General features: G+C 72.3%; 14 protein-coding genes. 8 read left to right on the top strand and 6 right to left on the bottom strand.

Annotated features, from left to right (window positions below; genetic code table 11):
• Nucleotides 1–27: 27 nt before the first annotated feature.
• Together FHX31_RS07745 and FHX31_RS07740 are read left to right on the top strand one after the other, a co-directional pair.
• On the top strand, nucleotides 28–432 hold the full coding sequence (locus tag FHX31_RS07745; protein WP_013287380.1) for a thioesterase family protein: 405 nt from the start codon (nucleotides 28–30) through the stop codon (nucleotides 430–432).
• Nucleotides 429–1256: an MBL fold metallo-hydrolase gene (locus tag FHX31_RS07740; protein ID WP_013475939.1), complete on the top strand. Its 828-nt coding sequence runs from the start codon at nucleotides 429–431 to the stop codon at nucleotides 1254–1256. The genes FHX31_RS07745 and FHX31_RS07740 overlap by 4 nt, the downstream gene beginning before the upstream one ends.
• 13 nt (nucleotides 1257–1269) lie before the next feature.
• Here FHX31_RS07740 and FHX31_RS07735 read toward each other — a convergent pair whose 3' ends face one another.
• Both FHX31_RS07735 and FHX31_RS07730 read right to left on the bottom strand, forming a co-directional pair.
• Nucleotides 1270–2172 (bottom strand): aminoglycoside phosphotransferase family protein, encoded by a 903-nt coding sequence (locus FHX31_RS07735; RefSeq protein ID WP_184975642.1) that lies wholly within the window; start codon nucleotides 2170–2172, stop codon nucleotides 1270–1272.
• A gap of 7 nt (nucleotides 2173–2179) precedes the next feature.
• Nucleotides 2180–2689 (bottom strand): MarR family winged helix-turn-helix transcriptional regulator, encoded by a 510-nt coding sequence (locus tag FHX31_RS07730; RefSeq protein WP_184975639.1) that lies wholly within the window; start codon nucleotides 2687–2689, stop codon nucleotides 2180–2182.
• Between the two features lie 82 nt (nucleotides 2690–2771).
• Between FHX31_RS07730 and FHX31_RS07725 the strand changes: the two genes are divergently transcribed.
• Nucleotides 2772–3998, top strand: a complete 1227-nt coding sequence (locus FHX31_RS07725) for a multidrug effflux MFS transporter (RefSeq protein ID WP_047893412.1) — start codon at nucleotides 2772–2774, stop codon at nucleotides 3996–3998.
• Nucleotides 3999–4135: 137 nt separating this feature from the next.
• Here the strand turns inward: FHX31_RS07725 and FHX31_RS07720 are convergent, their stop codons facing one another.
• On the bottom strand, nucleotides 4136–5065 hold the full coding sequence (locus FHX31_RS07720) for a carbohydrate kinase family protein (RefSeq protein ID WP_013287385.1): 930 nt from the start codon (nucleotides 5063–5065) through the stop codon (nucleotides 4136–4138).
• A 328-nt stretch (nucleotides 5066–5393) separates the two neighbouring features.
• Here FHX31_RS07720 and FHX31_RS07715 point away from each other — a divergent pair, with 328 nt between their 5' ends.
• On the top strand, nucleotides 5394–6527 hold the full coding sequence (locus FHX31_RS07715; RefSeq protein WP_176739886.1) for a lytic polysaccharide monooxygenase auxiliary activity family 9 protein: 1134 nt from the start codon (nucleotides 5394–5396) through the stop codon (nucleotides 6525–6527).
• Between the two features lie 59 nt (nucleotides 6528–6586).
• On the opposite strand, the gene asnB is transcribed toward FHX31_RS07715, so the two are convergent.
• Nucleotides 6587–8548, bottom strand: coding sequence for an asparagine synthase (glutamine-hydrolyzing) (gene asnB, locus FHX31_RS07710; protein WP_184975636.1), 1962 nt, complete (start codon nucleotides 8546–8548; stop codon nucleotides 6587–6589).
• 113 nt (nucleotides 8549–8661) lie between these two features.
• Between asnB and FHX31_RS07705 the strand changes: the two genes are divergently transcribed.
• From FHX31_RS07705 to FHX31_RS07695, 3 genes are all read left to right on the top strand, one after another.
• Entirely contained in the window at nucleotides 8662–10137 is a 1476-nt protein-coding gene (locus tag FHX31_RS07705) for an aminopeptidase P family protein (RefSeq protein WP_123111122.1), read from the top strand.
• Nucleotides 10138–10404: 267 nt separating this feature from the next.
• Nucleotides 10405–12165, top strand: a complete 1761-nt coding sequence (locus FHX31_RS07700; protein WP_184975633.1) for a hypothetical protein — start codon at nucleotides 10405–10407, stop codon at nucleotides 12163–12165.
• A gap of 284 nt (nucleotides 12166–12449) precedes the next feature.
• Complete coding sequence (locus tag FHX31_RS07695) at nucleotides 12450–14291, top strand: hypothetical protein (RefSeq protein ID WP_184975630.1); 1842 nt, start codon at nucleotides 12450–12452, stop codon at nucleotides 14289–14291.
• Nucleotides 14292–14360: 69 nt separating this feature from the next.
• On the opposite strand, the gene pulA is transcribed toward FHX31_RS07695, so the two are convergent.
• On the bottom strand, nucleotides 14361–19856 hold the full coding sequence (gene pulA, locus FHX31_RS07690; protein ID WP_013475929.1) for a pullulanase-type alpha-1,6-glucosidase: 5496 nt from the start codon (nucleotides 19854–19856) through the stop codon (nucleotides 14361–14363).
• A 142-nt stretch (nucleotides 19857–19998) separates the two neighbouring features.
• Nucleotides 19999–20688 carry a cellulose binding domain-containing protein gene (locus FHX31_RS07685; RefSeq protein ID WP_013475928.1) on the bottom strand — a complete coding sequence of 230 codons (690 nt, stop codon included), beginning with the start codon at nucleotides 20686–20688 and terminating at the stop codon, nucleotides 19999–20001.
• Between the two features lie 153 nt (nucleotides 20689–20841).
• Here FHX31_RS07685 and FHX31_RS07680 point away from each other — a divergent pair, with 153 nt between their 5' ends.
• Complete coding sequence (locus FHX31_RS07680) at nucleotides 20842–21441, top strand: GNAT family N-acetyltransferase (protein ID WP_013287393.1); 600 nt, start codon at nucleotides 20842–20844, stop codon at nucleotides 21439–21441.
• Nucleotides 21442–21467: the final 26 nt, after the last annotated feature.

Below are 21467 nucleotides of genomic sequence, written 5' to 3'. Positions count from 1 at the left end.
CGGGTCGGCTGCACTAGGCTCGGCCGCATGCAGGAGCAGCCGGAGTCGCCCTTCACGCCGGGCCTGACCGCCCGGGTCGAGCTCACAGTGACCGACGCCGACACCGCGCAGGCGGTCGGCTCGGGGGACGTGCCGGTGCTCGGCACACCCCGGGTGCTGGCGCTGGCCGAGGCCGCGACGGTGGCCGCCACCGCGACCCGGATGCCGTCCGGGTCGACCACTGTCGGCGTGCGGGTGGAGCTGGAGCACCGCGCGGCCACGCCGGTCGGTCGTACCGTGGCCGCCCACGCCGAGCTGGTGAAGGTCGACGGGAAGCGGCTCGTCTTCGACGTGACAGTCACCGACGGGCCCACCGTGGCGGCGCAGGGCCGGGTCGAGCGGGTGCTCGTCGACCGGCAGCGCTTCGTCGAGCGGGCCGTGCGCCAGTCATGACGGCCGGGTTCTCCGAGGTCGCCGCCGGGGTGCACGTGCTGCGCGAGCCGACGCTCGCGGTGAACGTCGTGCTGGTGGCCGGTGACGGCGCGGCGCTGCTCGTCGACACGCTCTCGACCGCCGGGCAGGCCCGGGAGCTGGCGGAGGCGGCGCGGGCGGTGACGCCGTACCCGTGGACGATCGTGAACACGCACCACCACTTCGACCACTGCTTCGGCAACGCCACGCTGGCCGGGCCGGACACGGCGATCTACGCGCAGGCCCAGGCCGCGGCGGCGCTGCGGGACCGGTCCGACGCGGTGCGCCGCGCCGCGTACGAGGAGATGCGTGCCGGGCACCCGGCGCTGGCCGAGGAGCTGGCGCGTACCGAGCTGCGGGCGCCGACGCACGAGGTGCACGAGGAGACGGTGCTCGACGTCGGCGGCCGGCGGGTGGTGCTGCGCCATCCCGGGCACGGGCACACCGACGCCGATCTGGTGGTGCACGTGCCCGACGCGGACGTGCTGGTCGCCGGCGACCTGGTGGAGCAGAGCGGGCCACCGGCGTTCGAGGAGTCGTACCCCCTGAAGTGGCCGGACGCGCTGGCCGACCTGCTGCGGCTGACCACGCCCGCGACGGTGGTGGTGCCCGGCCACGGCGAGCCGGTCGGCGTGGACTTCGTCCGCGAGCAGCACGCGCAGCTCGCGCGGCAGGCGTGGCTGATCCGCGCCGGGCACACCGGCAGCGCCCCGCCGGAGCGGGTGGCGGCCGAGTCGCCGTTCGGCGCCCGGCCGGGCCTGATCGCTGCCCGCCGCGGCTACGCGGAGCTGGACGGCACGGCCTGACCGGCGGCCGGGCTCAGCCGGCGTCGGCGAGGATCTCCCGGAGGCGGTTGCGGCACTCGGCGACGAACGCCGGGAACGTGTCCCAGTAGTAGGAGACGCCGCTGGCCGCCACCCCGAGTGCCCAGGCGCGGGCCCGCGCCCAGGTCACGTCGTCCACGCCGAGCACCTCCCGGTAGGCGTGCCGGGCCTGCGGCGGGAGGTCCCAGATCGGCGCGTGTTCCGCGTCGGGGTGCCCGACGGTCAGGCCGCCGAAGTCGATGACCGCCCGCAGCCGGCCGTCGTGCACCAGCAGGTTGGTGGGCTTGAGGTCGCCGTGCAGCCAGACGTGCGGCCCGGCGGGTTCGGGCAGGGTGAGGGCGTCCCGCCAGAGCCGGACCAGGGTGTCGACGTCCGTCTCGTCGCCGATCCGGGTCCGGCAGTCGTCGAGCGCCGCGGAGATCCAGGCGTCGCAGGGACGGAGGCTGCCGCCGCGGTATCCGCTGAGCGGGCCCGCGCGGGTCGCGCCGAGCAGGTCGGCCGCGTGCAGGTGCCTGACGAACGCGGCCAGGTCGGCGCCGAGGGCGGCCCAGTCCTCGACTGTGCCGGACCGGACCTCGTCGCCCGGTATCCACCGCTGCACCGACCACGGCAGCGGGAAGGCGTCGGCCGGGACGCCGGCGTACACCGGTTCCGGCACCCGGTACGGCAGCAGCGGCGCGAGCCGGGGCAGCCACTGCTGTTCCTTGCGCAGGGCACCGGCCTTCTCGGCGGTGCGCGGCAGCCGGACGAGCAGGTCGGCGCCGAGCCGGTACATCGTGTTGTCGGTCCCGGCCCCGGCCGGGGTCAGCGGCAGCGCGGCCCACTCGGGGCGCTGGCCGGCCAGCAGCGCCCGGACGACCTGCTCGTCCACGGGTATCTCGTCCTGGTGCAGGGCCATCCGGTGATCATGCAGGGCGGGCCGGCGCGACGGCCACCGGGTTTCCGGAGGCCCGTCCGGGCGGTTCCGGCCGGGCATGGCCCCGCAGTGCGCCGAGCAGCGCGTCGAGGTGCGGGGCGGCGGCCAGGATCGCCTCCCGCGCCGCCGGGTCCAGCTCGGCCAGTGCCTCGTCGAGCAGCGCGGCGCGGTTGGTCTCGTAGTCGGCCATCCGGGCCCGGGCGGCCTCGGTCACGCGCAGCCGCAGCACCCGGCGGTCGCCGGGGTCGCGGTCACGGGCCAGCAGCCCGGCGTCGGTGAGGTCGCGGACCAGCGTGCTCACCGTGTTGGGCGCGGTGCAGAGGCGCCGGGCCACCTCCTTGCCGCTGATCCCCGGCGTCTCCCGGACCAGCAGCAGCAACTCCACCTGCGCCTCGGGCAGCGGGTCTCGTCCGACGCGCGCCCCGGTCCGGCGGCGCAGGAGGCGGTGCAGCTCCCCCACGACCGCTCCGACGCGCGCGACCTGCTCGTTCGTCGCCACGGGGTCACCCGCCTCACATCGCAATAGTTCTGACTACAGATGTAAGGTACCCGGACGCACCGGATCCAGGGGGTACCCACTCGTGAGCAACGCCGCGCCGACCGCCGCGCGCCCGGCCGCCGACCGCACCACCGCGTCCACCGGCGGCGTGACGCTGCTGGTGCTGCTCGGCACGCTCACCGCGATCGGTCCGCTGTCGCTGGACATGTACCTGCCGGCGTTCCCGGCCATGACCCGCGACCTCGGCGCCGACCAGGCCGGCATCCAGCTCTCGCTGACCACCTGCCTGATCGGCCTCGCCCTGGGTCAGCTCGTCACCGGTCCGCTCAGTGACCGCTGGGGGCGCCGCCGTCCGGTGCTGGTCGGCGTGGTCGCGTACACGGTGCTGGCGCTGGCGTGCGCCGCGGCGCCGAACGCCCCGCTGCTGGCCGCCGCGCGGTTCGCCCAGGGCGTCGCCGGCGGCATGGGCGTGGTGGTCGCCCGCGCGGTGGTCCGCGACCTCTACTCGGGACGGGACGCCGCGAAGTACTTCTCCCGGCTCACCCTGGTCTTCGGCGTGGCACCGGTGGCGGCGCCGGGCGTGGGCAGCCTGGTGCTGCGGTTCGGCTCGTGGCGGGCGGTCTTCGTGGCGCTCGCCGTCATCGGGGCGGTGCTCGCCGTGGCCGTCGCGCTGCGCCTGCCGGAGACGCTGCCGGCCGAGCGCCGCAGCACCGGTGGCCTGGGGGCCACCGTCCGGACCATGCGGTCGCTGCTCGCCGACCGGGTCTATCTCGGGTACGCGCTGACGCAGGGCTTCGCGTTCGCCGGGCTGTTCGCGTACATCTCCGGGTCGTCGTTCGTGTTCCAGGACGTCTTCGGCGTCTCCGCGGCCGTGTTCAGCGTGATCTTCGGCGTCAACGCGCTCGCCCTGGTCGCGGTCGGGCAGGCCAACGCCCGGCTGCTCGACCGGTTCACGCCGCGCCGGCTGCTGGTCACCACGCTCGTGGTCGGCCTGGTCACCGCGGTCGGCGTGCTGAGCGGCGCGCTGGCCGGCAGCCTGGCCGTGACGGCGGTGGCGCTGTTCGCCTTCGTCGGCTCGCTCGGCATGGTGATGCCGAACAGCACCGCGCTGGCGCTGGACGCGCACGCCCGGCACGCGGGCACCGCTGCGGCGCTGATGGGCGGCATCCAGTCGGTGGTCGGCGCGCTCGCCGCGCCGCTGGTCGGGCTCGGCGGCGAGGGCAGCGCGCTGCCGATGGCTGTGGTCCTGGCCGGCGCCGCGTTCCTGTCCCTGACCGCCGTCCTGACGATGACCCGTCCGCGCGCCTGAGCTCGCCCTCCGCGCGGGACGCCGGCCCCCGCGCGTGACGCCGGCCCCCGCGCGTGACGCCGGCCTCCGCGCGGGGGGGGCGGGTGTTAAGAAGGGGCCCCTCCTCTACCGGAGGCGTTAAGAAGGGGCCCTTCCTTTCACGCGAAGCGGGCTTCGACAGCGGTGCGGGTGGGCATGGCTGTGGCGCCGCCCGGTGACTCGCACACCACCGCCGCCACCCGCAGCGCGAACGCGACCCGCTCCCGCCACCCGGCCGGGTCGGCCGGCTCACCGGCGGCCAGCAGGTCGGCCACCAGCGCGCCCATCACCGAGTCGCCCGCGCCGGTGGCGTCCACCGCGTCCACCTTCGGCGCGGGCACGCGTACCACGTCGTCGGCGGCGGCGACCAGGGCGCCGTCCGCGCCGAGCGTGACCACGACGGTGCTCGCCCCCAGTTCCCGCAGGTACGCGGCGACGCCCTCGACCGGCTCGTCCGGGTAGAGCAGCCGCGCGTCGGCGCTGCTGAGCTTCACCAGGTGCGCGGCGGCCGCGAACTCGGCGACCACCGCCCGCAGCCCGTCCAGCGCGCCCGGCGTGGTGAGCAGGCGGGGCCGCACGTTCGGGTCGAACACCCGCAGCGCGCCCGCGATCGACCAGGCGCGCCGGGCGGCGGCCAGCACCGGCGGGTCGAGAAGCACGATCGAGCCGCAGTAGAGCACGTCCGCGCCCTCGACCAGCGCCACGTCCAGGTCGTCCGGGCCGAGCAGCGCGTACGAGCGGGGTTCGCCGTAGAAGCGGAAGTCCGGCTCCGCGCCGGCGAACGTCGCCACGGCGAGCGCTGTGGGCGCCGGCACCGTGACAGTCCCGCTCACGTCCACACCCGCGTCGGTGAGGAACGCACGGATCCGCCCGGCCAGCGCGTCGTCGCCGAGCGATCCGACGAACCGCGCGTCTCCGCCGAGCCGGGCGATCGCCACCGCCACGTTGAGCGGGCCGCCGCCGATCGCCTGCCGGTAGACGGGTTCTCCGTCGTGCTCGGCGTCGAGCAGGTCCACCAGCGCCTCGCCGAGCACCACCGCGTACCCCATCCTGGCTCCCCTCGTCGTCCTCCCCCGATCCTGGCGCATGGCGGGGTCGCGGCGCGCCGCGACCCGGACATCGAGCAGCACCTATTGCGGGCGGCGTCCGGACGTGGTGGGATGGCGATGCCGGGTAACGACGCGGGGGGCTGCCGCGTCACCGGCCGCCGGGTCGAGCCGACGCGAGGGCATCCACGGTCCGTGGCAACGGACCGCAGGCGGTGCGCGCCCGCCGACGGCCCCGGCCGCACGCCGACCGGGCGCGGGCACCGCGATCGTCGCATCCGCTCGTCGCAGCGGGGCGGGCCGAACCGGGCCACGCTCCGCGAGTCAGGAGATCCCCGTGCACCGATCCCGTACGGCCGCGTTGCTCACCGCGGCCGCCACCCTGGCCCTGGGCGCGTTCGCCCTGGCCACCAACTCCGGACCGGCGGCCGCACACGGCGCGGCCATGACGCCGGGCGCCCGCACCTACCTGTGCTGGAAGGACGGCCTCACCGGAACCGGTGAGATCCGGCCGAACAACCCCGCCTGCTCGTCGGCGGTGGCCACGAGCGGGGCGAACTCGCTGTACAACTGGTTCAGCGTGCTGCGCTCCGACGCCGGCGGGCGGACCGTCGGGTTCATCCCCGACGGCAAGCTGTGCAGCGGCGGTAACCCCGGCTTCAGCGGGTACGACGCGGCGCGCAACGACTGGCCGATCACCCACCTGACGGCGGGCCGGTCGATGGAGTTCCGGTACAGCAACTGGGCCCACCACCCGGGCACGTTCTACTTCTACGTGACCAAGGACAGCTGGAGCCCGAACCGGCCGCTGGCCTGGAGCGACCTGGAGGAGCAGCCGTTCCTGCAGGTGACCAACCCGCCGCAGCGCGGCGCGGTCGGCACCAACGACGGTCACTACTACTTCACCGGTAACCTGCCGTCGAACAAGAGCGGCCGGCACATCATCTACTCGCGCTGGGTCCGCTCGGACAGCCAGGAGAACTTCTTCGGCTGCTCCGACGTGACGTTCGACGGGGGCAACGGCGAGGTGACCGGGATCGGTTCGGGCGGCAGCCCCGGCCCGACCACCCCGGCGCCGACCACGCCCGCCCCGACGACGCCCGCGCCGACCACCCCGGCCCCGACCACGCCCGCGCCGACGACGAGCCCGACCATGCCGTCCGGCACCTGCATGGCGGTGTACAAGGTGGTCAGCGCCTGGAACGGCGGCTTCCAGGGCGAAGTGATGATCATGAACCACAGCACCCGGACGTACTCCGGGTGGACGGCCAACTGGACCTGGCCCAGCGGTCAGACCATCAACCAGGTGTGGAACGGCACGTTGAGCGGCAGCGGGGCGTCGGTGAGCGTCTCCAACGCCGCCTACAACGGCAGCGTCCCGCCGGAGGGCACCACGACGTTCGGCTTCACCGCGAACTTCTCCGGCACCAACTCCCTGCCGACGGTCACCTGCACCGGCAGGTGATCCCGCAGTGAGAAGGGCCCCCGGGGGCGTACCCCGGGGGCCCTGTCACGTCTGGCGGGTCAGCGGACCATGCTGCCGACGACCGGCTTGGTGAGCAGCGCGGACTGGTTGCGCTGGATGCCCGGGTCGAGCGTCTTGGCCACGAAGATGGCGTGCCAGATGCAGAAGATCAGCACGGTCCACACCTTGCGGGAGTGGTCGGCCTCCTCCCGCTTGTGCTCGTCGAGCAGGCGCATCGCGTACGACAGGTCGATCAGGTCGCCCGCGCCCGAGGTGGACAGCACGTGCCGCGCCCACTCGTACATCTCGCCGCGCAGCCAGACCCGGGTCGGGGTCGGGAAGCCCAGCTTCTTGCGGTTGACGATGGCCGGCGGCACGACGCCCTGGAGCGCCTGACGCATCGCGTACTTGGTGGCCTCGGAGCGGGGCGGCAGCTTCAGGTCGACCGGGATGCCGGCGGCGACGTTGAACACCTCCCGGTCCAGGAACGGCACCCGCACCTCCAGCGAGTGCGCCATCGAGATCCGGTCGGCCTTGACCAGGATGTCGCCGCGCAGCCAGGTGTAGAGGTCGACGTACTGCATCTTGGTGACGTCGTCCAGCTCGGTGCACTCGGCGTAGATCGGCGCGGTCACGTCGGTGTAGCGCACCGAGGGGTCGTAGCGGCGCAGCAGGTGCTGCTTCTCCTCCTCGGTGAACATCCGGGCGTTGCCGTAGTAGCGCTCCTCGATCGGGGTGGTGCCGCGCTCCAGGAAGCTCTTGCCCTTGACGCCCTGCGGGATCGCCTTGGACACGGCGCGCAGGCCCTTCTGCACGCCGTCGGGCAGGCTGTTGACCGCGTTGAGCGACAGCGGCTCCCGGTAGATCGTGTAACCGCCGAAGAACTCGTCCGCGCCCTCGCCGGAGAGCACCACTGTGACGTGCTCGGCGGCCTTCTTCGCCACGAAGTAGAGCGGCACCAGGGCCGGGTCGGCGACCGGGTCGTCCAGGTGCCAGACGATCTTCGGCAGCGCGTCGATCATGTCCTGCGGCCCGATCTTGGTCGGGATCGTGGTCACGTCGAGGTGCCGGGCCGAGTCCTGGGCCACGTCGATCTCGGAGTAGCCGGGCACGTCGTAGCCGACCGTGAAGGTGAGGATGTTCGGGTTGAACTCGCGGGCCAGCGCCACCACGGCTGTGGAGTCGATGCCGCTGGACAGGAACGAGCCGACCGGCACGTCCGAGCGCATGTGCATCCGTACGCTCTCGCGCAGCGTCTTCCGGATGTCGTGGTAGAGCCGCTGCTCGTCGGAGACCGGGGCCGGCCGGAACACCGGGCGGTACCAGCGGCGCACCTCGATCCGGCCACCAGGGGTCCAGGTCAGGTACTCCCCCGAGCCGATCCGGCTGATCCCCTTGTGCAGGGTGCCCGGCTCGGGCACGTACTGCAGCGTCAGGTAGTGGCTCAGGTTCGCGGTGTCGATACCCGCGTCGCCCTGGTACGCCGAGTGCGCGAACGGCAACAGCGCCTTCTTCTCCGAGGCGAGGTAGAGGCCGTCCTGGGTCTGGAGGTAGTGCAGCGGCTTGATGCCGAAGTAGTCCCGCGCGCCGAAGGCCCGCCGCTCCTGCCGGTCCCAGATCACGAACGCGAACATGCCGCGCAGCTTGGTGAGCACCTGCTCACCCCAGTAGTGGTAGCCGGCGACGATCACCTCGCCGTCGCCGTTGGTGGCGAACTGGGCGCCGTAGTCGCGGATCAGCTCCTCGCGCAGCTCGATGTAGTTGTAGATCTCGCCGTTGAAGGTGAGCAGGTACCGCCCGCCCGCGTACGGCAGGGGCTCGTGGCTCAGCGCCACGTCGATGATCGCCAGGCGCTTGTGCGCGAACACGCCGTCCGCGTACCGGCCGGAGGCGTCGCCGACCACCTCGACCCCTGTCTCGTCCGGGCCGCGGTGGTGCAGGCACTCCAGTGCGCCGGCGATGTTGTCGCGGTGGGCGGCGGCGTCGCCGCGCGCGCTGAAGAAGGCCAGGAGTCCGCACATGGCCGCCATCTTTCCACGCGCCGGAAGCCACCGTCGCGGCACCGCAGGCACCTCCCGCTGTCGTGCGCGCGGTACCGTCGGGACCAGCGACGAGGCTCAGGGAGGGGCGGATCATGGCCGAGGAGCGGACCGGGCAGGGCAAGGCGCCGGACGGCACGGAGTCGCACGACCCGGATTTCCCGGAGGCGTTCCTGTCGTTCATGCGGCAGGGCTGGCGGGACACCGAACTGCCGGTCACACCGCGCGCCGAGGTGCCCAACCACGCCAAGCGCCGGGCCGCGCTGGCCGAGGCATTCCCGGGCGAGACGCTGGTCATCCCCACCGGCAACGAGAAGGTACGCGCCAACGACACCGACCACCGGTTCCGGCCGGGCAGCGACTTCGCGTACCTGACCGGCGACCTGGAGCCGGACAGCGTCCTCGTGCTGCGGCCGGGCGGCGAGGCCACGCTGTTCATGCGGCCCCGGTCGTCCCGGGCGACCGACGAGTTCTTCCGCAGCCGCCACGGCGAGCTGTGGGTGGGCCGCCGGCCGACGCTGCGGGAGAAGTCGACCGAGCTGGGGCTGCCGACGGCCGACCTGAGCGAGCTGGACGCCGCGCTGGCCGAGCTGGCGCCGGGGCGTACCCGTGTGCTCCGCGGTTTCGACGCCCGGGTGGACGCGGCGGTGCGTCAGTACGACGGCGCGCGCGCCGAGGGGCAGCCCGGCCGCGACCGGGAGCTGGCGATCGCGATCGCCGAGCTGAAGCTGGTCAAGGACGAGTGGGAGATCGCGCAGCTCCAGGAGGCGTGCGACGCGACGGTGCGCGGCTTCGAGGACGTGGCACGGGCACTGCCCGCCGACCGCGGGGTCTCCGAGCGGCTGCTGGAGGGCGTCTTCGCGCTGCGTGCCCGGCACGACGGCAACGACGTCGGCTACGGTTCGATCGTCGGGGCCGGCGAGCACGCCACGATCCTGCACTGGGTGCACAACCACGGCGCCACCCGTCCGGGTGAGCTGCTGCTGATGGACATGGGCGTGGAGAACCGCAACCTCTACACCGCCGACGTGACCCGGGTGCTCCCGGTCGACGGCCGGTTCACGCCGTTGCAGCGTCAGGTCTACGACGCGGTGTACGCCGCGCAGCAGGCCGGCATCGAGATGTGCCGGCCCGGCGTGGCGTTCCGGGACGTGCACCTCGCCTCCATGCGGGTGCTGGCCGAGGCGTTGAAGGATCTCGGGCTGCTGCCGGTCAGCGTGGACGAGGCGATGGACCCGGCCTCCACGGTCTACCGGCGGTGGACGCTGCACGGCACCAGTCACATGCTCGGCATCGACGTGCACGACTGCGCCAACGCCCGCAAGGAGACCTACCGCGAGGGGCCGCTCGGCGAGGGGTACGTGCTCACCGTCGAGCCGGGGCTCTACTTCCAGCCGGAGGACGAGCTGGTCCCGGAGGAGCTGCGGGGCGTCGGCGTGCGGATCGAGGACGACATCCTGGTCACCGCCGACGGCCCGGTGAACATGTCGGCCGGGCTGCCGCGCGCCTCCGCCGAGGTGGAGACCTGGCTGGCCGAGCAGCGTGAGGCGGGCCCCCGCCTGCCTGGCTGATCCCCCGCGGCCGCGAACTCCCTCGGGCCCCACCACCGCGCCTTTCCGGCAGGTGGTGGGGCCCGCCGCCGCTCCGGGCCGTTCCCGTACCGCTCACGTGGTTGGTCACCGACCGCCGTTCGTGGGAGGAATGCGGGCTTTTTTCGGATAAGTCTTCCTCGCGAGGAACCTTCTCATACGGTGCTGATCAGAGGCTACAACCGGTTTGTAGCTGGTCGCCCGGCCTGGGGCGGTGCGACCCGTTTGGGAAGAACCGAAAGGGCTCTCATGTCGAACGACGTAACGACACCCGACGGCGGCGCGCCGATGGCGCCCCCGCCGCGGACGAGCAAGCGGCGGGCGCTCTGGGTCGCCACCGGCGTGGCCGGGCTGACCGGCGTCGTCGGGCTGGCGGCACTCGGCGGTCTCGCCGCCCGCGACGACAAGTCCGGCACCGAACCGGTGGCGGAGAACCACGCCGCCGCGCCGCAGAACGCCGCTGACGACTCCCGCGCCGAGGGCGGGAAGGGCGGCGAGAAGGGCGAGGACGGGTACGGCAAGGACGGCCGCGACCGTGGCGAGTGGGGCCCGGACAAGGGCGAGTGGGGCAAGGACGGCAAGGACGACCACGGCAAGACCCGCGAGGTCCCCTGCAAGGACGACGCCCTGATCGACGCCCTCGAACTGGCCAACCGCGACCACGGCGGCACCATCAAGCTCGCCGAGAACTGCACCTACGAACTCGGCGTCAAGGACCGCAAGTTCGGCTCCGCCCTGCCCGAGATCAAGCAGGACGTCACCATCAAGGGCAACAACTCCACCATCAAGCGCGACGCCGAAGACACCTTCCGCATCTTCCGCGTCGTCGACGGCGGCGACCTCACCCTCAAGGACCTCACCGTCAAGGGCGGCAACGCCAACGAGTTCAAGTACCCCGGCGGCGGTGGCCCCGCGCCGACGGCGCTCGTCCCGGACGGCAAGGACGACGACAAGCGATTCGAGGGTGACGGCGGCGCGCTCCTGGTGGAACGTGGCGGCAGCGCGCACCTGTCGAACGTGAAGCTCGTCGACAACAACGCCGAGGGCGACGGCGGCGCCATCGCCAACTACGGCCGCACCTGGCTCAAGGAGAGCAAGGTCGTCGGCAACCACGCCCAGGGCGACGGCGGCGGCGTCTACAACGAGGGCATCCTCAAGGTCGAGGAGACCCACGTCGACGACAACACCGCAGGCGGCAACGGCGGCGGCATCGCCAACGGCGGCGGTGAGCACCACGACGGGCCGGTCGACCTGGCGTCGGCCGCGAAGCCCGGCAAGGGCGACAAGGGCGAGCACGGCAAGCACCACGCGGGCACGGTCGAGATCATCGGGGCGCACGAGGGCAAGGACGCCTCGCTGAGCACGCTGAGCCACAACCGGGCCGGCCACAACGGTGGCGGTCTGTTCAGCAGCGGCGGCTGGGTCACCGTCTCGTTCACCGCGATCGGCGGCAACGTCGCCTGCGAGAACGGTGGCGGCGTGTACGCCGAGAACACCGACCTGCTCCTGGAGAAGGTCCACGTGGCGGGCAACCACGCCGACGGCGACGGCGGCGGCGTGGTGACGACCGGTGGTCGGGACTGGGCCGGTAACGGCGCCGAGAAGGACGGCCTCGCGGGTAGCGCCACGATCGCCGACAGCGCCGTCGTGGACAACACGGCCGGCCGGTTCGGTGGCGGCATCTTCAACGGTGAGTGGCTCGTCAAGATCGAGGACGGCTTCATCGTCCGCGACCACGACAAGGACGACAACGCCACCCTCACCATCCGCGACACCGAGATCAAGGGCAACACCGCCCTCAACGGCGGCGGCATCTTCAACAACAAGGCGAAGATCACCCTGACCAAGACCCACGTCACCAAGAACACCGCCACCGACTCCAGCAAGCTCCACCGGGTCGCCGGCGGCGTCCTCAACAACGAAGGACGCGTCAAGCTCGACGACAAGTCCCTCATCAGCAACAACGACCCCACCAACTGCGCCAACACCGTCGAGGACTGCTTCAACTGACGGAACCACCACATAACCGGGAAGCCCTCCTCGCGCCGTGTCGCGAGGAGGGCTCCCACCCCGGACAGCCCGGCTGGCCGTGGTGTCCCCCGCCGGGGCATCCGGGCCGCACTGCGCCCGCCCATCCCACCCGCACCCGTATGCGGGTTTTTTTCGTGTATGACCACGAGGCGAAGAAGGTTCTCATACGGTCGTCTTCAGCAGCTACAACCGATTTGTAGCGAAGGCCGCCTCGCCAGGGCGAAGCGACCTTGTCAGGTACAAGGAGAGGGCAGAGAGCTCCGATGTCCAACTACCTTCGCAATAACGATGACGCCACCAGCAAGACCATCTCCCCGCTCCGGCGTCGCCGGATGTGGCTCGCCACCGGCGTTGTGGGCCTGACCGGAGCGGTCAGCCTCGCCGGCGTGGCCTACGCGACCACCGGGGCCACCGGCCCGCACCGGCTCGCCGACGTCAAGTGGTCGACCACGCAGCAGCTCAGCGACGGCGACTACGGCGACAAGGGCGCCGAGGGCGAGTACGACAAGGACGGGTACGGCAAGGACGGCAAGGACCGCGGCAAGGAAGGCCGCGACCGTGGCGAGTGGGGCCCGGACAAGGGCGAGTGGGGCAAGGACGGCAAGGACGACCACGGCAAGACCCGCGAGGTCCCCTGCAAGGACGACGCCCTGATCGACGCCCTCGAACTGGCCAACCGCGACCACGGCGGCACCATCAAGCTCGCCGAGAACTGCACCTACGAACTCGGCGTCAAGGACCGCAAGTTCGGCTCCGCCCTGCCCGAGATCAAGCAGGACGTCACCATCAAGGGCAACAACTCCACCATCAAGCGCGACGCCGAAGACACCTTCCGCATCTTCCGCGTCGTCGACGGCGGCGACCTCACCCTCAAGGACCTCACCGTCAAGGGCGGCAACGCCAACGAGTTCAAGTACCCCGGCGGCGGCCAGCCGCCGGCCGCCGCCCCGGCTGTCGCGGCCCCGGCTGTCGCGGCCCCGGCTGTCGCGGCTCCGGCCGCGGCGACCACGGCCGCCGCTGTCACGCCCGTCGCGGACGGCATGAACGGCGGCAAGGACGACGACAAGCGGTTCGAGGGCGACGGCGGCGCGCTCCTGGTGGAGCGTGGCGGCAGCGCGCACCTGTCGAACGTGAAGCTCGTCGACAACAACGCCGAGGGCGACGGCGGCGCCATCGCCAACTACGGCCGCACCTGGCTCAAGGAGAGCAAGGTCGTCGGCAACCACGCCCAGGGCGACGGCGGCGGCGTCTACAACGAGGGCATCCTCAAGGTCGAGGAGACCCACGTCGACGACAACACCGCAGGCGGCAACGGCGGCGGCATCGCCAACGGCAGCGGCCTGTCCGGTGGGCACGGCCCGGCGGCCTCCGCCGCGCCGAAGGGCTACGACCCGAAGGGCAAGCACCACGAGGCCGGCATCGTCGAGATCTTCGGCTCCGACCACGGCAAGGACGGCGTCAAGTCCACCCTGTCGGACAACCGCGCCGGCAAGAACGGCGGCGGTCTGTTCAGCAGCGGCGGCACCGTCACGGTCTCCTTCACCGCCATCACGGGCAACACCGCCTGCGAGAACGGTGGCGGCGTGTACGCCGAGAACACCGACCTGCTCCTGGAGAAGGTCCACGTCGCCAAGAACCACGCCGACGGCGACGGTGGCGGTGTGGTGGTCACCGGTGGCAAGCACTGGGGCTACCCGGACAACAAGGAGCACGCCAGCGCCACGATCGCCGACAGCAAGATCGTCGACAACACCGCCAACCGCTTCGGCGGCGGCATCTTCAACGGTGAGTGGCTCGTCAAGATCGAGGACGGCTTCATCGTCCGCGACCACGACAAGGACGACAACGCCACCCTCACCATCCGCGACACCGAGATCAAGGGCAACACCGCCCTCAACGGCGGCGGCATCTTCAACAACAAGGCGAAGATCACCCTGACCAAGACCCACGTCACCAAGAACACCGCCACCGACTCCAGCAAGCTCCACCGGGTCGCCGGCGGCGTCCTCAACAACGAAGGACGCGTCAAGCTCGACGACAAGTCCCTCATCAGCAACAACGACCCCACCAACTGCGCCAACACCGTCGAGGACTGCTTCAACTGACCTGACGGCCCGGGGTACGCGACCGGCCCCCTGCCACGAAACGTGGCAGGGGGCCGGTCGGCCGTGCGGTCAGCTCTGGACGAACACCGCCACGCTGCGCGCGGGCACGGTGAACGTGCCGGCGGCCCGGTCGAACGACGCGGTACGCAGCGCCGGGTCGGCCGAGTTCCGCAGCACCGGGTGCAGTGCCACGTTCGCCCCGCGCAGCCCGGTGACTGTCTGCTTCGCCGTCTCCGGCGTGGCGTTGAAGACGACTGTCACCGACTTCCACCTCCCGTCCAGCCCTCGCGCGTCGAGGGTCATGGTGAGCACGCCCGGGGTCTCCTTCGTCCCGGACAGCGGGAACGCCACCCGCTTCTGCACCTGGGCGGCGGTGTCGAGCCCGAACACCGGCGAGGACCGGCGGACGCGCAGCAGCTCCGCGTACCGGGCGTCGGCCAGGTCGATCGCCGCGCAGTCCGGCACCAGCGACGGATCGGCCAGCAGCGGCTTCGCGTACGACCACTTGTCCTTGTTGTCGGCCTCCGGCGGCAGGCCGGCGCCGAACCCGTTGCCCTGGGCGCAGTCCCACCGGATCTGGTTGAACCAGTCACCGGAGTTGTACGAGTTGCGGTCCAGCGACTTCGAGCGCAGCCGCTCCGAGCCGGTGGTCACGAACCCGGCACCCTGCCCGAGCGCGGTGGTCGCCAGCGCGAGCACCTGCATCCGGGCCCGGTCCTGCGCCGAGGTCCCCTGCGGCAGCTTGTACGCCAGCGCGTCGTACAGGATCTCGTTGTCGTGCGCGTCGACGTAGGTGACCGCCTCGCCCGGCGCGGCGGTGTACCCGGCCGGGGCGCCGTTGTAGTCGACCTGCGCCCCGGTGACCCGCTTGCCGGTGGAGTCGGTGAACCGGTAGCCGCGCAGGTTCCCGGTCAGCCCCACCTTGATCAGGTCGTGCTGGTGCAGCAGCCGGGCCCGCTGCTCGGCCGCCGAACCGTTGACGTCGTCGCCGTTGGGGTCGGTGTAGAGGCCGGAGGCGAAGCCCTGCGCCCGCGGGTTGGCGTCGAACGGGCCGCCGCCGCGCACCGCGTCGCGGAGCCGGTCGTTGAACGTGCCGACGCCGGTGCCGGCCATGTTGGCCTGGGTGGCCTGCGTGAACCGGGCGTCGTCGGCGACCTCGCCGAAGTTCCAGCCCTCGCCGTACAGCAGGATCTTGCGGCCGTCCACGCCGTCGCGGGCGAGCGTGAGCTTGTCCAGCGCGGCCCGTACGGCGAGGATGTTCGCCTTCGGGTGGTGGCCCATCAGGTCGAACCGGAAGCCGTCGACCTTGTACGCCTTGGCCCAGGTCACCAGCGAGTCCACCACGAGCTTGCCCATCATGGCGTGCTCCGGCGCGGTGTTGGCGCAGCAGGTGGAGTTGGCGACCGTCCCGTCCTCCAGGAGCCGGTGGTAGTAGCCCGGCACCACCTGGTCGAGCACCGACTTCGGGTCGGCGCCGGCGGCCGAGGTGTGGTTGTAGACCACGTCCATGACCACCCGCAGCCCGGCCTTGTTGACTCCGGCGACCATCTGGCGGAACTCGGTGGTGCGCTTCGCGCCGTTCGGGTCGGTGGCGTACCCACCCTCGGGCACCGTGTAGTGCAGCGGGTCGTACCCCCAGTTGTAGCCGTCGGTGCCGGCGACCGCCGCGACGCACTTCTGCTGCTCGTCGGAGTCCGGCGGCAGCGCGGCCAGGTCGCAGTTCGGCCGGGTCTGGTCGGCCCGCTTCTCCGGGATGGTGGCGAAGTCGAAGGCCGGCAGCAGGTGCAGGTGGTTGACCCCGGCGTCGCCGAGCTTGCGCAGGTGCTTCATGCCGGCGCTGTTCGGGTCGGTGAACGCCAGGTACGTGCCCCGCCGGTCGGCGGGAACCGTGGTGTCGGCGATGGAGAAGTCCCGTACCGACAGCTCGGAGATCTGGACCTTGGACGCCGGCGGCGCGGCCGGCTTGCGCAGGTTCGCCCAGCCGGCCGGCGCGAGCGCCGGGTCGGTCAGGTCGACGATCTGGCTGTGCGTGGAGTTCGGCGCGAGCGCCACCGAGTACGGGTCGGTCACCGACGCGGTGACCATCTTCTGCGTGGCCGGCTGCCACGCCTGCACCCGGTAGCGGTAGTAGCGGCCGTTCCACGCCTTGGAGCCGCGTACCGACCAGACGCCGGTGCGGTCGTCGCGGCGCATCGCCACGGTGGCCGGCTGGGCCGTGGGCGAGTCGAACAGTTCCAGCGACACGGTCCGCGCGGTCGGCGCCCACACCGCCAGGGTGGGCACCCGGCCGGCGAACGTCGGCCCGAGCTTCGCGCCGGTCGCCGCCGCGTAGACGTCGTCGAGCACGCCGGGGATCTGCACGCCGGTGGCGGCGAGCAGCGCGCCCTCGGCGTCCCGCTCGGTCACCACGATCTGGCCGCGCAGCGCCGCCGGCACCCGGGCCAGGTCGGCGCGGTCCAGCGAGAAGGCGCGCGAGGCCCAGAGATGGGGGTACGCCTGCCGTTGCGCCTCGGTCAGCCCGTTGCGCTGCGCCCGCAGCGCGATGGTGGTGTACGTGCCGGTCAGCTCACCGTCGGCGAGGCCGATCCCACCGGCCGGGGCGACTGCCAGCGCGTACCGCCTGCCGTCGGTCGGCCCGGTCGCCCACGCCACCGTGGACCTGTCGATCCACTGCGCCTTCTGCTTGGTCAGGTCGAGATCCTTGGCGGCGCCGGACGTGGTGGTCGGCAGCAGCCGTCCCTTCACGCCGGCGAGCAGCCACACCTCGCGCCCGGCGGTGGCGAAGTCGAGCCGCTGGTCCTCGGGCTGATCCTTCTCGTCGCCTCGGTGGATGATGTAGCTCAGCCCGGTCGCCCCGGCGGCGAGGGGCACCCGGAACACCGCGCCGTACGCGTCGGTCTTCTCCGGCTTGAGCGGGGCGGCCCAGTCGGTCGGGTTGGCCGCGCCGTCCCACAGGTGCAGGCCCCAGCCGTCGTAGTTCCCGTCGGCCTTGCGCCAGTGGATCAGCGCGGTGTCCTGGGCGACGGGCGGGTCGGGTTCGCCGGTGGCGGCCTGCCGCGTCGGGTAGACCGCCGGGTCGCCCTGCTTGACCCAGATCTCGCCGGTCGCAGTCACGTCGATGGTGCGGTCGTTCGCGACGTCCTTGTTGCCGTCGCCGTCGATCACGAGGAACCCGACCGTCTTCGCACCGGGCTTGAGCTTGACCCAGGCGAACCGGCCGTACGAGTCCTCACCGGCGAACGGCTGCCCGGCGGGCCACTGCGTCACGTACGCCGGGTCGATGTCGCCCCAGGCGTAGAGCCGCCAGTCGTCGTACCCGCCGGCCGGACGCTGGTAGTGCACGATCGCCCAGTCCCGCGACGCGCCCTGGGCGGGGGTGCCGACGGTGCCGGTGGCCCGGGCGGTGGCGGTGCGGCCCTTGCCGTCGCGGACCACCGCCTTGTACTCCACGCGGGTGCCGCCGGGCAGGCCGGTCAGGTCGTGGTGCACGGTGTACGGCGCGCGGTGCGCGGTGCCCAGCAGCGTCCACTTGCCGCCCGCGACCCGGGCGGCGAACGTGACGGTGGCGAGCGGGTCGCCGGTCACCTGGGCGGTGACGGCGGCCTTGCCGGGGACCGGGGTGTCGCCCGGCTCGGTGATCGTGATCGTCGGTGCCCCGGCCTGCGGGATCGCCCGGTCGGCCTTGAGCACCAGCGCCGACATGGCCGGCACGGTGACGCTCAGCTTGCCGTCCGCGCCGGCGGTCGCGCCGGTGGCGCCGCCGTACACGCCGGTGAAGCGGGCGCCGGCCGACCAGGTGTCCACTGTGACAGTCTGCGGCGTCGCGGCGTTGTTCACCGCCGCCACGTACTCGATCCGGTCGGCGGGCAGGACGCGGGAGAACGCGAAGACGCCCGGCCCGTCGGCCGCGTACCGGGTCACCTGCACGCCGTCGCGCAGCGCCGGGTGCGCCGTCCGCAGCTCGCCCAGCTCGGCGATGGTCCGGTAGAGCGGGTGGCGGGTGTCGTACTGGTCAGCGGCGTGGGTGCGGGTGGTGCCGATCAGGTCGTCGTCGAGGTAGTCGGCGGTCCGCGAGGCGAACATGTCCTGCCGGGCGTCCTTGTCGCCGCCCGGTCCGGTGAAGCCCTGCTCGTCGCCGGAGTAGACGACCGGCTGGCCGCGGGTGAGGAACATGAGCTGGTGGGCGAGCCGGCTGCGGTTCAGCTGGGTGGCGTCGTCACCGCCGGCGGCGGCGACGAACGAGCCGATCCGGCCCATGTCGTGGTTGCCCAGGAACGTGGTGAGCCGGTTGGCGTTCGTGTCCCGCGCGGAGTACAGGTCGTCCTTGGCGTAGACGTCGGCGAGCGACTTGGCCGAGCCGTCGGCGGCGGCGTACCCGCGTGCCGCCTCCTGGAACGAGAAGTCGAGCGTGGCGGGCAGTCCGCCCTGCCGCACGTAGGTGGACTGGATCTCCTGCTCGGCGCTGTAGACCTCGCCGAACATGAAGAAGTCCTTCTTGCCGGCCTTCGCGGCGGCGGCGTCGATGCCGCGGGCGAACTGCGGCCAGAAGTCGAGGTTGGCGTGCTTGACCGTGTCGAGGCGGAACCCGTCCACGCCGGCCTTGCCGATCCACTGGGCGTAGATGTCGGTCATGCCGCGGACCACCTCGGGACGCTCGGTCCACAGGTCGTCGAGGCCGAAGAAGTCGCCGTACTCGCTGTTCTCCCCGGCGAAGGTGGAGTCACCGCGGTTGTGGTACATGGTCGGGTCGTTCAGCCACGCCGGTACCTTGACCTTCGCGTCGGCCGGGGTGGCGAACACCGGGGTGTACGGGAACGACGTCGAGTTCACCGCCGGGAACTTCCGGGTGCCGTCGGCGTAGTTGCGGTCCTCGAAGGGACGCCCCTGCGCGTCGCGGTACGGCGCGGTCTTCTTGTCCACGTAGCCGTACTTGTCCTCGGCGTACCGGATGACGTCGGCGGTGTGGTTGACGATGATGTCGAGGTAGACCTTGATGCCCCGCCGGTGGGCCAGGTCGACCAGCTTCTTCAGCTCCGCGTTGGTGCCGAAGTGCGGGTCGACCTGGGTGAAGTCGGTGATCCAGTATCCGTGGTAGCCGGCCGAGACATCCGCGCCGGTGCCCTGCACCGGCCGGTTCTTGAAGATCGGCGCAAGCCAGATGGCGGTGGTGCCGAGCCCCTGGATGTAGTCCATCCGGTCGATCAGGCCCTTGAGGTCGCCACCGTGGTAGAAGCCCTTGTCGGCCGGGTCGAGGCCGGTGGTGAGCCGGCCGCCGGTCAGACCGCCGGTGTCGTTGCGCTTGTCGCCGTTGGCGAACCGGTCGGGCAGGACGAAGTAGAACTGCTCGGCCTTGGCGGTGCCGGTGCCGGCCTTGAGGAGCGCGTCGGGGGACGGCTCGCGGTTCCACTGCGGAGCATTGCCGGCGGCCAGGACGTCGGGGGTGGCGGCCGGGGCGGTGGCGTCGGCGCCGAGCTGGTGGAGGGCCACCGGCACGCCGACGAGAGTGAGTACGAGGGAGGTGACCAGGGCGAGCAGCGCCTTGGGGGATATCGGCGGCGGTTTCATCGACGGCCTTTCTCTGGTCGCTGATTCGCCCGCACGCTAGCCCTTGCCGAAACATTCTGCAATACCTTGCAAACCATGCCGCAACAAAGCAGTCACCTTGCAAGAGGAGACACTCGCACCGGCCCCGACCGGGCCGCCGGATCTAACGGTCGGTGCAGGGCGTGCCGTCGACAGTGCAGCTCACCGGCCGGGTGCCGGCCCGCTCGATGTGGAACCGCACCGGCACGGACTGCCCGGGGGCCAGGTCGAACCCGCTGCGGTAGGTGAACACGCCGTCGTCGAAGCGGAACACGCCCTGCTCGGCGCCCTCGACCCAGGCGGTGACCAGCCGGCCACCGGGGAACACCGCGCGCACCGTCCAGCCCTGCGGCATAGGCGCGGTGTTGACCAGCAGCACCTCGCCGATGAAGCCGCCGTCGAAGGCGCTCATCACGCTGTACCGGCCGGTCACCGCGGACGGCGGCGGCGCGGGAGGCGGCGGCGGGGGCAGCACCGGCCGGGCCACGCCCCGAGGGCTGGGGGTCGGCGCGGCCGGCGTCGGCCGGGCGGGCAGCACCGTGGACCGGGGAGACAGGCCCGGCACCACCGGAGCGGTGGCGGCCACCGGCGACGGGCCGGTGGCGCTGACCGCCGTGGGCGTCAGCGGGACGTGCGGCAGCGACATCACCGGATCCGCCGGACCGGCCGCCGGGAACGTACGCCGGCCCCGCACCGAACCGAGCGCCACCACCAGCAGGACCACCATCACGACCACGCCCGCGGCGACGAGGATCCAGGGGGACGAGGTCATGGCGGTCCCGGGCTGCGGGCCGGGACGACGCGTGCGGGACATGGTCCTCCTGTCGGGGTCCGGGCCAGCGTAGCCACACGGACCGGGTCGCGGCGAGCACTCCGATCGGGGCCTGCCGCACGGCGTGGACACCTGATACCTTGCACGCCGATCAATGACCACAATGGCTCGTCGAGCCGGTAGGACGGTTGGCCAGTGAGTGAGTGGCAGGGCAACATCCGGCGGGCGTCCACGGCGGACGCAGCCGTCGTGACCGCGATCCTCGCCGAGGCGTTCATGCGGGATCCGGTGAGCGGCTGGGTCTTCCCGGCCGACGACCACCGCGCCCGGGTCCATCCCGCCTTCTTCGGACCGTTCGTCGCGCTGGCGCTGCGCACCGGTGAGGTGCACGTCGCCGGCGACGGCCTGGGCGCCACGCTCTGGCTGCCCACCGGCGAAGGACACGACGCCGACGAGGGCGACGAGTTCGACGAGATGGAGGCCGCGATCGGCGCGGAGGCCATGAAGCGGTTCGGTGTGCTGGACGAGATGATGAGCGCCCGGCACCCGGCTGAGCCGCACTGGTACCTGCCCTTCATCGCGGTACACCCCGACCATCACGGCAAGGGCGTCGGCTCGGCGCTGCTGCGTAACAAGCTGGCCGAGCTGGATCAGGCCGGCACCGCGGCGTACCTGGAGGCCAGTTCACCGCGCAACGCCGCGCTCTACGAGCGGCTCGGATTCCGGCGCCGCCCGCTCACGCTGGACCTGCCGGAGGGCCCCAGCCTCTACCCGATGTGGCGCGACCCGGCCTGACCGGTACCGTCCCGCCCCGGCTCGGC

Source organism: Micromonospora sp. CNZ286, assembly GCF_014207755.1.
The sequence above is the reverse complement of the archived record's forward strand: the minus strand, read 5'-3'. Positions and strand labels throughout refer to the sequence as shown.